Below are 14,651 nucleotides of genomic sequence, written 5' to 3' on the forward strand. Positions count from 1 at the left end.
CAATCCTGGCCGCTACCATCCTCGGCTCCTGCGCGATCGCGTCACCAGCAATGGGCAACGCCCTGAAGGCAGCAGGACCCCCGGCGCTCGGTACCCTGGGATTCCCTCACGCGTAAGTCGGAAAGACCTACAAGTTCGCTTTTCCGTTGCTGGTCAACATCTCAAAAGAACACCCTCGGCATTCCGCCGGGAACCGTACGGGCCAGCCACCACGGCATCGAGCGCGGCATGACCACCTACATGACACTTGCCTGGGACGTTTCCCGCACCGAAGGAGGAGGCGGCATCAGGCTGGACTGGGAGGAACGCCAGGGCTGGTACTACGCCCTGACCGACCTGCACCCCTGTGATGTGCTGCTCCACACCGCGATCACGGTGCTGCGCAAGGACCGTCTGTGCCTCACTGGGCCGTCTGTGGGCCGGCTCGATCTAAAGGCTGCGCCAACACCCTGGCCCCCGCCTTCCCGGCGCGCCGGTGACCTGGCAACATCAATGCATTGCGGCGCAGTCGCACAGGTACCGGTGGGGGCGCGTTCGCTATGGATGCATTTCAATGGGTTGCTCTCGCGGTCGTCTGGGCTGTCACCGTCCTGCCGGGCATGGCGGCCATCTTTTGTGGATGGTTGCTGCCGTGGATGCGGAGCCGCATTGCGTCCCCACGGCTGTACGGCGGTGGTCAGGTGACGGTAGGCCTTGGGATCACCATCGGGATGCCCACCTCCCACTGGCACTCCCTTGCCTCACTCGCTGGACCGATCGTGGGCTTCTTGCTGATCTTTTGCGGTGTCGGCCTGGGCATGTCGAGCTCCCGCAGGCCCGATCAAGGGCATGAGGACGAGAACCATCGTGGCTGGGGCCGGTCGGCTCCGCGACTTTGAAGGTCGTTCTCTTTTCCGAACCTCGTGTGCGACTTTGCTGGTCCGTCATGAGATCGCGGCTGTCGCGGAAGTCTCGGCTCGTTGCTGGCCGAGATGTCCTGGGGGCGGCGGATGCCGTCGATGCGGGCGGTCCTGGAAGCGCGGCAGGAGGACGAGGCTGTGCGGGTGGAAGGACTCGAGGCCGAGCTGGAGCGGGTGCGGGCGGCTCTGGCGGACGCGGAAGACGTGCTCAAGCACCGGGTGATCGGCCTGCAGCCCTCCGCACCGGCCAACTCACCCGATCCAGTACCCCGTTCAAGCACTCGGCGTTGCGTTCGCACCTGCATCCGGGCCTGTGCTCGCATCCGGATCGCAGATCGCGGTCTCGATCATCGAGTCACCGACGACCTGAAGCGCACAGGTTCGCAAAGTCCTGAGCGGCGCACAGGTAGGGCTACGCGCACGAGTTGTGGCTGCTATCAGCTGTCAGGTCGGGCGATGCATGGGCAGGGAGTACAGGGCTGCGGGGCAAGATGGCTTGGTTCGTTCGGTTCTGCCGAGCTGTTGACGAGTGCTGAGACGCGGGCCACGCTGCTGCGTCTCGTGCGCGTCCGGTCTCGGTGGCGAGGCTTCGCGCGTGGAAGGAGGTGGCTTCCACGCGTTCGAGAACACGGCGGACCCGGGCGCGCTCGGCGCGGCGGGGATTGAGTGGATGCACCAGGGGACGGCAGGCAGTGCGGAAGGCCTCCAGCGCTTGATCAAGATCACGTGCATCGAGTGCGGGCTTCGGGACGCCGGTCTGCGGCGCGCAGCGCACGAGGTGGTCGAGAAGGGAAAGTAGCTCCCTCAGACGCATTTCGGCGACCGTGCGGACAGTCGTGGGGACGACCAGCGCGGCTGCCAGAATCCCGCACCCGGCCCCCAGAACGGTCTCCTGGACGCGAAGCGCGAGCAGCTGCGGGGAGAGCGTATGCATGACTGCGAGGACCATGCTGAGCGAGCCGGTGATGAAGAAGGTCACCGCCCAGTAGCTGCCGGAGGGGGTGTAGAACATCCCGAAGATGCAGGCGAGGAGAAAGGCCAGGGCCAAAGTGGTGTGCCCGTCGGCCAGGGCGGCGAGGCCATATCCGAACGGCACCCCGGCGACGGTGCCGGTCAGCCGCCGACCGCTCTGCAGCAGGACGTCCCCGGTGTGCTCGGCATTGATGAAGACGACCCATGCCGTGGCCACGGCCCAGTACCACAGGTGCGGGGAGAGAAGATGTCCACCGAGTACGGCGAGCGCCGCCGCGGCGGTCACCTGGAACGCCTGCCGCGTCGTATGCCGCCACGGGCCTGAAGGCTGGGCTGCCCCTGGACGCAGCGCCATACGGTCGCGCTCTGTCCGGTCGGTCAAGTCCGCCGTCTCCGCCTCCCTCATCGTGCTGGCGGAGGACAAGGTCGAATCCTCCGCTGCACGGATCGCGAGTACGCCGAGGCGTTGTGCGGTCGCGTCCGCACGTGCCGTCCGCTCCAGCTCCGCCGCCGTGTCGCGGAGCAGCCCGACGGGAGCCTCGTACAGGAATTGCTGAAGCAGCAGCGCGGAGGTGTGCAGCCGGTCGAGACGTCGTTCGACTCTGCGGACGCCGGCTCCGCCGTCGGCGAGTAGATCTGACGTGGCCTGCTGTGCATCACGAAGCCGTTGGTTGAATGCCGCCCTCAGGCGCCTCAGGATTCCGTAGGACGTCGTGGGCACCAGGCAGAAGCGAGTGACTGCGGCTGCCGCGAAGGCGACGGCCAACGCCCCAGTCAATTGCGGGAGTTGGTGGGGCTGAATCCGGGCGAACTGGGACAGGAAGTAGGCCATGAAGGCGAAGATCCCGAGGTCCAGGCCCCGTCGTCCGAAGCGGCGCGCATATACCGCGGTGAAGATCAGCGGTAGGAAGGCCAGGTGGGACGCGAAGGGGAAAGGCGCCAGCAGGCCCCCGGCCGTCAAGGCGGCCAGGGTCACGGGAGCCCCGGCGAGCAGAGTGAGGAACTGGTTGCGGGGGTGCAGGTCGCTGCTCGCCAACGAGGTGACCACCGCCGTGAAACCGCCGGCCAGTAGTACGACCGAGGGCTGATCCCATACCGTCAGCGCGGCCAGGGTGAGGGTGAGGCCGAGGACGGCACGCAGCCCGGCGGTCAAACGCAGCAGCCCCGGGTCGGCTGCGGCAACCCGGTCCCGTAGCGACGCTGTTCTCGCAGCCACCGTGGATTTCCCTTCCTTCGTCGTGGTCGGCCGCTCCCGTCCGGCCCCGACGAGCGGGGCCGCGTGCAGCCCGGGATCACTGGCCTGGGGCCCGCGTTTCGCAAGGCCTTGGGGACAAGTGGGGGCCTCCGGGTACCAGGGCGAAGGGGTCGCCTGGCCGGTTACTGCTTCCTCGCTCGTGTGGCCAGTCTGATCCGGCGGGATGGCGCGCGGTATGCGTCAGGTGACTGCTTCCACGGCCCGGGGCGCCCTTATTCCTGGTGGCCGGCCGTCGCGAGGGTGCCCTCGATGAGGTCGCGCAGCTGGGATCGGGCGGTGATGCCCAGCTTGGGGAAGCTGCGGTAGAGGTGCGAGCTGACCGTGCGCGGGGAGAGGAAGAGCTTTTCGCCGATCTCTCGGTTGGTCAGCCCGCGGGCGGCGAGCCGGATGATCTGCTGTTGTTGAGGGGAGAGTTCGGCGAGCGCGTCGGGGGCCGCATCTGTGACGTCGAGGCCGGCGGCGCGCGATTCAGCCCGGGCGCGCTCGATCCACGGGCGTGCGCCCAGGCGCCGGAAGGTCTCCAGGGCCTCGGTGAGCGGCCCACGCGCCTTTGCGATGCGCCGACGGCGCCGCAGCCACTCTGCGAGGTCGAGCAGGGTCTGTGCGCGTTCGAAGGGCCAGTACTCCAGTGCCGGATCCGCCAGAGCCGCCCGGAAGTGCGGTTCGGCGTCGTCGGGGTCCGCCAGCAGGCCACGGGCTCGGCTGATCAGCGCACGCAGACGAGGTGAAGCGTTGTCCGCCAGCGCAGATGCCGAGCGCTCGACGATCAGGGCAGCCTCCTCATGGCGGCCGCAGCGCACAGCGGCGGCGGCCAGATCCGCGAGGGCCGGGTAGGAGGCGTGGTAGTGCACGGGCGCGCCGTCTGCCGTGAAGACCATGCGGAGTTGGCCGTACGCGGTCTCGTAGGCGCCTTCTGCGGCTGCCGCGGCACCGAGCGCACGACGGGCATAAACGTAGACCGAGCGGCTTTCCAGCGGATCGATCAGAGTGAGCGCGTCCTCGGCCCGGGTTCGGGCCGAGGACGCATCGCCCTGGAAGGCCAACAGGGTGGCGTCCACGGTGGCCGCACAGGCCACGGCGTGGTCGAGGCCGGCCGCCCGGCCGACTGCGGTGGTGCGGGCGCAGGCCTCACGGGCCTGTTCCCACCGTCCTCGCTCCAGGTAGGCCCAGGCGACCGCGCCGCCCAGACCCTCGGGCAGCGCTCCCTGCAGCTCCCAGCGGTCGAAGGCCTCGTCGAAGGCGCGGACGGCCTGTGGGGTCTCGTCCAGGAGCCACGCCATGATCCCGACGGCGGTGAGCCGCTCCGGCCGGGCGTCCGCCTCGACGGCCAACTGGGGGAGCAGGCGGACGAGTTGGGACCGGTCGTCGAAGGGGTCCGACACGGCCCTCACCCAGGTGCGCAAACCTGCGTGTGAGGCGTTCTCGGGAAGGCGGCGCAGGACGTCCTGGATGCGGTGGCGCTGGGTGTCCTCTCCGGAGTAGAAGCGGACCACGGCGGCGCCGGCCACGAGGTCCAGCCCGGCGGCGGGCTGGGAGGCCGCCAACTGCTCGGCCGCGTCGGCCAGTCGGGAGAAGACCACGGTGTGGCGCACGGTCAGGACCGCCAGCCGTCCGGCCTGCACGGCGGCGGAGGCCAGCAGGGTTGCGTCATCCGTGCGCGCGCGTGCCGCGGCGACCAGTTCCTCGACCCAGGCCATGTCTCCGGTGAACACGGCCGCCGCGGCGGCTTCGACCAGCAGCCGGGCACTGTCCTCGCGCTGCGGGGCGAGTTCCGCGGCGCGCTGCAGGGCCTGGGCCGCCGCCGCATGGCCACCGCGGCGGCGGGCCCGGCCGGCGGTCCGCTCCAGCTCCGCCGACGCGGCCGCGTCCGGGTGCGGGCAGGCGGCGGCAAGATGCCAGGCACGCCGGTCCGGTTCGTCCCGCAGCATCTCGGCGAGCGCGACGTGAGCCTCGCGCTGGGCGCCCAAGGACGCGGCGTGATACACGGCGGACCGGGCCAGTGGGTGGCGGAACCGGACGTCCCGGCCGGTCCGCCGGACCAGCCCGGCCTGCCCGGCCGGCAGCCAGGCCGCGTCCTCGGCGCGCGGCAGCCCCGCCGAGACGGCGATCGCGGAGTCGGCGCTGTCCATGGCGGCCAGGAGCAGCAGAGCCCGCATGGTGGAGGCGGGGAGACTGTTCAGGCGAGCGGCGAAGATCCGCTCCAGGTGATCGGTGAGCGGAAGCGGACCCGCAGACGGCAGCCCCGCAGCCGTGTCCTGTGCTGAGGCTGTCCTCGTCAGTTCCACCAGCGCCAGCGGGTTGCCGCCTGCCTGGTCGAGGATCCGCGACCTGGTGTGCCCGGTGGGACTCTTCGGCTGCAGGTCCAGCAGCTGATTGGCCGCAGCGTTGTCGAGCGGTCCCAGGGTGAGCATCGGCACATGACGGTCGAATCCCGGAAGGTGATCGCCGCCACGGGCACCGATCAGCATGGTGACCGGTTCACCTTCCAACCGTCTGGCAACGAAGGACAGCGCATCCAGAGAAGCACGATCGAACCACTGCGCATCGTCCAGCACCACGAGCACGGGATGGTGGTCGCCCAGGCCTGACAACAGGCTCAGGACGGCGACCCCGACCAGCATGAGATCGCGTCCCGCCGTGGCCGACCCCTCGCCGAAGGCGTCCTGCAGCGCCGCGCGCTGCCTCCCTGGCAGTGCGTCCACCTCGGCCGGCACCGGACGCAGCAACTGATGCAGTGCGGAGAACGCCAGGCTCGACTCCGACTCGCTCCCCTCGGCCCGCAGTACGCGAGCGCCGCCGGCTTCAGCTCGGTGCACCGCGTGCTCCAGCAGCGCGCTCTTCCCCGTGCCCATGTCACCGACCAGCATCAGCACCGGGTCGGCCGACACCGAGTCCACCGCACGAAAGAGACGTGCCAATTCCGCGTCCCGGCCGACGATCAGCTCTCCCGGATCCGGCTCCGGTCCCATGACCGCACCGCGGTCGCCTGTGTGCTCGTCCACGGAGTCTCCCGGAATCGCGGCTTTCGATCGGAGTCACCTTGCCCTGGCCCGCCAGAATACAAGCGGCCGGGCCCAGTGCCCGGGCCATGCGCGCAGGTGCAGTCACGTTACGGATACCGCGCGCGCCGAGGCCGCTCGTACGGTTCCAGGAAAGCCTCCACATCCCCAAGGACGCCCCATGGAACAGATCACGCTCGGCAACGTCACCATCACACGGGTATGGGAGTACTTCGGTTCCGTCGAAATGACGCCCGACACCTTCTTCCCCGAAAGTCCGAAGGAAGTGTGGAACGACGGCGCATCCTGGCTGACCCCGCATTTCCTCGATTCCGAGACCAATATCGTCAATTCCGCGATCCAGACCTGGCTGCTGCGCAGCGGAGGCAAGACCATCCTCGTCGACACCGGCGTGGGCAACCACAAGGACCGCCCGTACGCGCCGGTCTGGAACCGCCGCGAAACAGGCTTCCTGGCCAATCTCGCGCGCGCCGGCGTCGCGCCCGAGGACGTGGACATCGTGATCAACACACATCTCCACATCGATCACGTCGGCTGGAACACGTACCTGAACGGCCGACAGTGGATACCCACTTTTCCCAACGCCACCTATCTGATGCCGAAGGACGACTTCGACTTCTGGAATCCCGAGAACGACCACAAGCCACTGCTCGGCCGCGGCAACCAGAACGTCTTCGAGGACAGCGTGGCCCCGGTGCACCAGGCCGGCCAGACGCTGCTGTGGGAAAACAGCCACCAGATCGACGCCGACCTCCGCCTCGACGCGGCTCCCGGACACACCCCCGGCTCCTCCGTACTGACCCTCACCTCCGGGACGGACCGCGCGGTGTTCGTCGGCGACATGCTGCACAGCCCCGTGCAGATCCTCGAGCCCGACTCCAACAGCTGCTTCTGCGAGGACCCCGCGGCCGCCCGCGCCACCCGCCGCAAGGTGCTGGGCTGGGCGGCCGACAACAACGCACTCGTGATCCCCGCGCACCTGGGCGGCCACGGTGCCGCCGAAGTGGCACGCGAGGGAGACAAGTTCGCCATCACGGGCTGGGCCCCCTTCGCCCCGTACACCGAGCAGGCCTGAGTCCTGCGGAAAGACAGCGAGACATGAGCTACCACACCGACCCCATCGTGACCACGGCGCAAGGAGCCGTCCGCGGCCTGCGCCAGGGTGACACCACCGCTTTCCTCAACATCCCCTACGCCGCCCCGCCCCGCGGTGCCGGCCGGTTCGAGCCGCCGCAGCCGCACGAACCGTGGGACGGCGTACGGGACGCCACCGTGCCGGGGCCCAACGCGCCGCAGTCCGAGCGCAAGCTCGGCAGCGTGGACATGTCCCCCTACTTCGGCACCGGTTGGAGCCGCGGCGAGGACCACCTCACCGTCAACGTCTGGACGCCCGCCGCCTCTGGCGGCGACCTGCCCGTCATGGTGTTCGTCCACGGCGGCGGATTCGTCGCCGGATCGACGCGGTCCGCGCTGTACGACGGCTCCGCCTTCGCCCGCGACGGCGTCGTCCTCGTCACCCTCAACTACCGGCTCGGCATCGCCGGGTTCCTCGACATCCCCGGCGCGCCCGCCAACCGCGGCCTGCTCGACGTCGTCGCCGCACTGGGCTGGGTGCGGGAGAACATCGCCGCCTTCGGCGGTGACCCGCACAACGTCACCCTCTTCGGTCAGTCGGCCGGGGCGACCATCGTCGGCGGCGTCCTCGCCACCCCCGAAGCCGCAGGCCTCTTCCGCCGGGCGATCGTCCAAAGCGGCAGCGGCCTGGGGGCGTTCACCACCGAGCAGGCCGCCCGCGTCACTCAGGCGGCGGCCGAGGCCCTGGGCATCGAGCCCACTGTCGACGCCTTCGCGGAGATCTCCGACGACCGCCTGGTCGAGGCCGCCTCCCGGCTCGCGGGCATCGACCTGCAGACCGGGACGCACCACGATCCGCTGATCGGACTCAGCCCCTTCAGCCTGGTCCTCGACACGCAGCCCGCCCAATCCGTCGCCGCCGGCCTCGGCGCGGACGTCGACCTGCTCATCGGGACCAACACCGAGGAGGGAAACCTCTACCTGGTCCCCGTGGACAAGTACGCCACCTCGACCGCCGGGGACGTCGACGACGCGGCGGCGCGCGCGCACCCGAAGCCGGCGCGACTCGTCGAGACGTACCGGAAGGCACGCCCCGATGCGTCCTTCGGCGAGCTGCGCTCCGCCATCATGGGCGACGCACTGTTCGGCGCGGGCAGCTGGGCCCTGACCGACGCACATACCGCCCACCCCGAGTCCGCCACCTACGCCTACGAGTTCGCCTGGCGCTCCCACGCTCTGGACGAAGAGCTCGGCGCCACCCACGCCGTCGAGCTGCCCTTCGTCTTCGATCTCGCGCACCTCCCCCAGTTGCACGGCCCATCCGCCCTGCTCGGCCCCGACAAGCCCCCCGCGGATCTCGCCGCCCGTATGCACGCCACCTGGGTCCGGTTCGCCAGGACCGGCAACCCCGGCTGGGACGCGTACGACGACGAGCGCCGGGCCACGATGCGCATCGACGCCGAGTGGACCCAGGTCGACGACCCCCGCAGCCAGGAACGACAGGCCTGGCGCTGACCCTCCGGCCACCATTCCCAAGGACACACCATGACCAGAACCGTCATCACCACCGAGAACGCACCCGCCCTCGCAGCCCCGCTGTCCCAAGGCATCCGCAAGGGCCCCGTCCTGCAGGTCTCCGGGCAGCTCCCGCTCGATCCGGACACGGGCGAGGTCGTCGGGTCCACGGTCGCCGAGCAGACCGAGCAGACCCTGCGCAATGTCACCGCCGTACTCAAGGCGGGCGGTGCGGGCCTGGAGGACGTCGTGATGCTCCGCGTGTACCTCACCGATCCCGCCCACCTGGCCGAGATGAACAGGGCGTACGCGGCAGCCGTCGGCGAGCCCTTCCCCGCCCGCACCACCGTCTACATGCAGCTTCCGCCGGGACTGCTCGTGGAGGTCGATGCCCTGGCAGTGCTGGACGACTGACGACGATGGCCGGTCGTCTGACGAGGGCGTGCACCAGCCTGAGGGTTCCGCCGGCGCAACTGCTGGACGCCCTGTGCGCACTCGCCGGACGACCGGCGTCCTCCTGCGGGCCCCATCCCGTACGTCGCGTCCACCGGCAGGTGCTCCAAGCAGTGGGGTCCTCGCCGCTGGGCGCGCTGCAGCCAGGCGATGTGAGCGCGGCCACAGACGTGCACGCGGGCCTCTTGAACGTCCAAGTCCCGCCCCAGGCGGATGCGGAAGCCCTCTGCATCCGCCGCACGGTCGACGACCTCGGATCATCCGACCTGTGGGAGCTGGCCCGCGGCACCGCCCTTACCCGGGACGATCTCACGTGGGGCGCTGCCGCGACCCTGGCGGAGGGACGGCTCGGGAACAGAGACCTTCTGGACGAACTCGCCGCGCACACTCTCGCGGAGGAGATCGCCGAACGGCCCCCGTGCCACTGGGGCCGACACCACGCCGATGCGGTACGCGCCGCGCTGTACCGGAGCCTGGCCGACTTCGCGGATGCCCTTCTGGAAGTGTCGGAGTCGACCCCGACACCCCTGGACTGGACTGCCGACGACAACAGCGAGTGGTACGCCACCGCGGTGATCGACGGGATGGCATACGGCCTACTGATCCAGACGGTGCAGAACGCGTCCTCGGCCGCCGAGCCCGTCTGGAACCACCCCGGGCTCCCTGCCGCACGCACCGTCTGGCAGTGGCGGATCGCGACCGGGCCGGCCGACCGTGCCTCCCACGGCTGTGGGCCCTTCCCCTCCGCGCTCGCGGCACGGCACGCCGCCGAGTGCGCGATCACGGCACTTGCCACCGGGAGATGTGGCCTGTGAGCAGCCAGTCGGCACGTGGACCTGCGCCGCACCCACACCGCGCCCTGTGGGTGTGTCAACTTAACGGCTGATCTTGGTTGTTGAGTGGTCAGTTGTTGCTCGGGGTCAGGCGGCCCTCGAAGGCGATCTGGAACGCGTTCAGGGGTGCCTTCCATCGCATGGTCCACCTCTTGCGGCCCTTCCCCGTCGGGTCCAGGCTCATCAGCGCCATGTAGATGCACTTGAGGGCGGCGGCCTCGTTGGGGAAGTGTCCGCGGGCGCGGACGGCCCTGCGGATGCGGGCGTTGACGCTCTCGATCGCCGGATACTTCCGGCCCCACGTCTCCTGGAACACCAGGAACCGTTCCGTCGCGGCGTCCTCACTGGGCGCGGTGTAGACGGGCTTGAGGGCCTTGGCGACCTTGTCCCAGTCCTGGCGGGCGGCGTATCGGAACGAGTTGCGCAGCAGGTGAACCACACACGCGTCTGGACAATTGTGCGAGGCCAGACGGCCTCCACGGCCTCAGGAAGGCCCTTGAGCCCGTCGCAGACCAGCATCAGCACGTCGTCCAGGCAGCGGTTCTTCAGCTCGGTGAACACATGCAGCCAGTACTTTGCACCCTCGCCGCTGTACCGGCCCAGATCCCCAGGATGTCCCGGCCCTTCGGTGGTCACCGCCATGACGACATAGACCGGACGGTTCGCGACCTGCCCGTCCCTGATCTTGACGTTGATGGCGTCCACGAACAGGACGGGGTAGACGCGGTCGAGGGGACGGCTCTGCCATTCGGCCATGCCTTCCATGACCTTGTCGGTGATGGCGGAGACGGTCTGTTTGGACACTTCGCCGCCGTACACCTCGCGAGATGAGCCGATATCTCCCCGTGGGTAAGGCCCTTCGCGGACAACGACAGCACCATCTCGTCGACGCCGGTGAGGAGCCGCTGCCGCTTCTTGACGATCTGCGGTTCGAAGCTGCCGGCAGTGTCGCGAGGCACCTTCACCTCTACCGGTCCAACGTCGGTCAGCACGGTCTTGGCGCGGATGCCGTTACGGCTGTCGCCGTTGTTCTTCCCTGCCGGATCATACTTCTCATAACCGAGGTGGTCGGTGATCTCACCTGCCAGGGCAGATACCAAGACCCGCTTGGTCAGCTGCTGCAGCAGCCCGCCCTGCCCGGTCAGCTGCAGCCCCTCCGACCGGGCCCGCTCCACCAGCATTGCTACCAGTTGCTCGTCGGACACGGGGCAGGCTGCCCCAACTGGGCACTCTCGACAGGTTCCACGGTCTCCAACTCCACGGCGGTATCAGTCACTTGACGTCTCTCCCCTGATCGTCGGATCCGCCGTTAGATTTACCCTCCCACAAACACCGTCAGAGCCACCCTTGCGAAAACCATTGGTGCCCGGCTTGCTCCGCTGATGGACTGACGTCCTACCGTGAGTCTGCCGCGTGACGGAGGTAGTGGTTGTGACAGGCTATGACGTGCTTGCCGAGGTGTACGAATGGCTCATCTCGGATGCAAAGTTGCCTCCAGCCGAGTTCGCTGCGTCGTTCGACGACGTCCTCAATCTCCTGCCGTCGAACGCTCACGTCCTCGACTGTTCGTGCGGAACCGGACAGTTGGCGGTTGGCCTCGCCGGTCGTGGCATGCAGGTTGTCGCAACTGACGCCAGCGAGGCGATGGTTCGTCGGACTGCAGAGTTGTCTGAGGATTTCGGGGCATCCGTCCGGGCCGTACGGGCGAACTGGGAAGAGTTGCCCGACCATTTCCAGGACAACACGTTCGACATGGTGTTCTGCGTTGGCAACTCGCTTCACCATGCCGCGGGCGCGACAGGCAGGGGTGCTGCTCTGGAGTCGATGTCACGGCTTCTGCGCCCCGGCGGGCGCTTGGTACTCACATCCCGCACTTGGGAACTCGTGAGGGCCAGAGGTTCCCGGCTGGAGATCAGTGACCGACTCGTCCGCCGGAACGGTCGCGATGCCGTCGTGGTCTACCGCTGGGAGATTGCGCCGCATTGGGAGGAGGAGCACCACATCGAGATTGCGATCGCGCAAGTTGATGAGACCGGGTTGGTTCTTGTCCGCTCGGAACTGCTGTCCTGCTGGCCCTACCGGTACGAGGAACTCGAAGTCGAGCTGCACCGGGTCGGACTCCAAACGGAACTGAGTACGTTCGATCTTGAGGCCGAGAACTACATGGTGGTCGCGAGCAAGGTATGAACACCGGACTCTCAGTCCCTGGCCGGACCGCGCGGTTGCTCGCAGGACGCTTGCGCCCTCTCATCGGTGCGGGTTCAAGTGGTCAACGCAACGCAACGCAACGCAACGCCTCGGACGAGGAGTGCTCGTCGATCAGACGGCGGTAGATCCGGGGTGACGGTGTGGCGCTGTTTCCTGGTCGCGTCCAGATCAATGAGCAGGATCTCGTCGATCAGCAGCGTGAACGGATCCAGCTTCCACGGCCGCGCCGAAGCGGTTGTCGTGCGTGGCTGCGGCCAAGCCGAGGTCAGGCCTTGTTGACCGTGCTCCAGGTGACGCCGTACTTGCACTGCAACGCCCGGTTCGACATGCCATCGCGGGAGTCGCGCCGCAGCGCGGCGTACAACTCGACCTCCGACTGGCCAGGCGGCATCGGGGGTGCTCCTTTACTGAGCACATCCAGCTTGACACCGTCAGAGATAAGGCGCTCATCCAAGCGCCGTAGCATCCCGAACTGAGAGCGCGAGTTCGATCCTCGTCACAATGCGAACCCCGGGCCGGCGGCCCGGACTTCGCAAGGGTCACGTCCCTGGGCCATGCCTGACCGAAGCGGGACCGGGCGGCCCAGTTCTGGCCGCGGCCCCGTGCCGGTGGTCGTCGGTCGGCAGGTCGCGGGCGGGCTCGCGCAGGTCTGGTTGGGACCGCGACCGCTGCCGGGGCCCTTCCCCGGCCCATGAGTTCGACGTACTTCTCGCCCCGCTCCTCGCGTTCCGTACCAGGGGCACCCTGGGCTCGACGAACTCGTACAACCGCGTTTCAGGACCCGGGACACCGCGCCCAGGGGGTGGGACCCTACGGATCGGCACCACCGGCTCCTCGTCGTGGAGGACAGCCATGCCGTGGTGAGCCGAGGTGGCGGCGATGGCGAGGTCCACCGGTGGCATGTCAGGCCGGCGCGGCACCGCGTCGGCCCCTCTGCAGCAGTGTGCGCCGTGTCACGCGTCGCAGAACCTCCCAAGTTGCCCAGATCACAGCGCAAACGCCCCTGTGGCATCCATGCTCGAAACGGACATGGAATCCCTAACCGGAGCGCACTGTCATGCACTTGGATGAATAGCTCACAAGTGATCTATGGCACAGCGCCCGTGACAATTCATCTCGTTCTCTTTAGAAAGGCGCCAATCATGGCCGCTTACCTGTGCCCGCCTGCCGTGATACACGGCAAGCACGCCGTGCGGACCAGTCAGATTGTGGACGAAGTGCGCGGTCAGCACCCGAACGCGGCGTGGGCGCCGCGGATCGACGGCATCGCGGCCAGTACGGGCATCGAAACCCGTGGCTGGATGCTGCCGTTGGAGGCCGCCGTCGCGCCCGGCAGCGGAAGCGGCCTGCCGGCCGCCGGCATCGGGCCGGCCCGAGAGGCGCTGGCCGGTGACGGGTTCACCGAACAGGACGTGGATCGCGTGATCGCTGCCCTTGAGGCGATACCCGCGCCGCAGACCGTCCAGGAACGCACTGCGCCGGCCTGGTCGGCAGTGCAGTCCTACGGTGAGCGTGCGGCGCGCGGGGCCCTGCAGATCGCCGGGCTGGACGCCGCGGACGTCGACTGTCTGATCACCAGTCACTCCACCACCCCGGCGCTGCCGGGGCTGGACGTCTCCCTCGCCAACAGACTCCCGCTCCGGCGCGACGTGCTGCTGCTGCCGGCCACGCAGTGGGCGTGCATAGCCGGGACCCGCTCCCTGGCGCTGGCGGCGGATCTCGTGGCCGCGGACCCCGACCGGGTGGTCCTGGTCGTGATCGCGGAGGCACTGAGCACGACCTACCAGCCCGCGGACGACACTCTGGAATCCCTGATCGTCCGGTTGCTGTTCGCGGACACTGCGGTCGCCACGGTGGTCACGGGCCGCCCGAGGCCCGAGTCGACGCTGCGGCTGGACACCGCCTGGCACCACACTCTGCCCGGCACCCAGGACCTGCACCGCCTGGAGACACGGGAGGACGGCACTCACTTCGTGATGGACCGGCGCGGGCCGCGCGCCGTGCAGGAGACGGTCACCGCGATGTGGGAGTGGTTGCGCCTCCGATACCAGGACGACCCCGGCTCCTGGCACCCCGACGTTCTGCTCGCCCACCCCGGCGGGACGCGTGTGCTGGAGTACATGGAGGAGACGATGCCCGACGGGTGGCCGTCGGGGCTCCTGCGCTACAGCCGGGACAGCTACACCAGCGGCAACCGCGGAGGCGCAGCCGTGTTCGACATCATGCGGAGGGCGTACGACGCCGGGCAGAAGGCGGGCAGCCGTGCCGTCCTGTACGCGGCTGCCCCGGGCCTCACTGCCACCGCCCTGGAAGGGGAGTGGCTGTAGTGCGGACTCGCGCCCCTCGTAACGCCGGTGGCGCCGCCTGACGAACAGCTCCCGCGCCGCCCGGCCAGCGCCCCGTCACCACCCGGCCGAAGCCC

At 68.8% G+C, this 14,651-nt stretch carries 9 protein-coding genes and 1 pseudogene; 6 read left to right on the forward strand and 4 right to left on the reverse strand.

What is annotated here, in order from left to right:
• Window positions 1–1,311: 1,311 nt before the first annotated feature.
• Together M2157_RS47860 and M2157_RS47865 are read right to left on the reverse strand one after the other, a co-directional pair.
• A complete protein-coding gene (locus M2157_RS47860) occupies window positions 1,312–3,024 on the reverse strand; it encodes an FUSC family protein (RefSeq protein WP_280868617.1) in 1,713 nt (570 codons plus the stop codon).
• Window positions 3,025–3,338: 314 nt separating this feature from the next.
• Window positions 3,339–6,128, reverse strand: a complete 2,790-nt coding sequence (locus M2157_RS47865) for a helix-turn-helix transcriptional regulator (protein WP_280868618.1) — start codon at window positions 6,126–6,128, stop codon at window positions 3,339–3,341.
• 178 nt (window positions 6,129–6,306) lie between these two features.
• Between M2157_RS47865 and M2157_RS47870 the strand changes: the two genes are divergently transcribed.
• From M2157_RS47870 to M2157_RS47885, 4 genes are all read left to right on the forward strand, one after another.
• Window positions 6,307–7,221: an MBL fold metallo-hydrolase gene (locus tag M2157_RS47870; RefSeq protein ID WP_280859229.1), complete on the forward strand. Its 915-nt coding sequence runs from the start codon at window positions 6,307–6,309 to the stop codon at window positions 7,219–7,221.
• A 23-nt stretch (window positions 7,222–7,244) separates the two neighbouring features.
• Window positions 7,245–8,735: a carboxylesterase family protein gene (locus tag M2157_RS47875; protein WP_280859227.1), complete on the forward strand. Its 1,491-nt coding sequence runs from the start codon at window positions 7,245–7,247 to the stop codon at window positions 8,733–8,735.
• A gap of 30 nt (window positions 8,736–8,765) precedes the next feature.
• Window positions 8,766–9,149 carry a Rid family detoxifying hydrolase gene (locus M2157_RS47880; RefSeq protein WP_280859226.1) on the forward strand — a complete coding sequence of 128 codons (384 nt, stop codon included), beginning with the start codon at window positions 8,766–8,768 and terminating at the stop codon, window positions 9,147–9,149.
• A gap of 191 nt (window positions 9,150–9,340) precedes the next feature.
• Window positions 9,341–10,003: a hypothetical protein gene (locus M2157_RS47885; protein ID WP_280859225.1), complete on the forward strand. Its 663-nt coding sequence runs from the start codon at window positions 9,341–9,343 to the stop codon at window positions 10,001–10,003.
• 88 nt (window positions 10,004–10,091) lie between these two features.
• Here M2157_RS47885 and M2157_RS47890 read toward each other — a convergent pair.
• Window positions 10,092–11,199: pseudogene (locus tag M2157_RS47890) on the reverse strand (IS256 family transposase); the annotation flags it as partial.
• A gap of 253 nt (window positions 11,200–11,452) precedes the next feature.
• On the opposite strand from M2157_RS47890, the gene M2157_RS47895 reads away from it, so the two are divergent.
• On the forward strand, window positions 11,453–12,208 hold the full coding sequence (locus M2157_RS47895; RefSeq protein ID WP_280868785.1) for a class I SAM-dependent methyltransferase: 756 nt from the start codon (window positions 11,453–11,455) through the stop codon (window positions 12,206–12,208).
• A 286-nt stretch (window positions 12,209–12,494) separates the two neighbouring features.
• On the opposite strand, the gene M2157_RS47900 is transcribed toward M2157_RS47895, so the two are convergent.
• The gene (locus tag M2157_RS47900) at window positions 12,495–12,620 is read right to left on the reverse strand and encodes a hypothetical protein (RefSeq protein ID WP_280868619.1); all 126 of its coding nucleotides are present in this window, start codon (window positions 12,618–12,620) and stop codon (window positions 12,495–12,497) included.
• 751 nt (window positions 12,621–13,371) lie between these two features.
• Here M2157_RS47900 and M2157_RS47905 point away from each other — a divergent pair.
• A complete protein-coding gene (locus tag M2157_RS47905; RefSeq protein ID WP_280868620.1) occupies window positions 13,372–14,556 on the forward strand; it encodes a type III polyketide synthase in 1,185 nt (394 codons plus the stop codon).
• Window positions 14,557–14,651 lie beyond the last annotated feature (95 nt).

It is taken from the genome of Streptomyces sp. SAI-127 (assembly GCF_029894425.1).
Classification (GTDB): Bacteria; Actinomycetota; Actinomycetes; order Streptomycetales; family Streptomycetaceae; genus Streptomyces.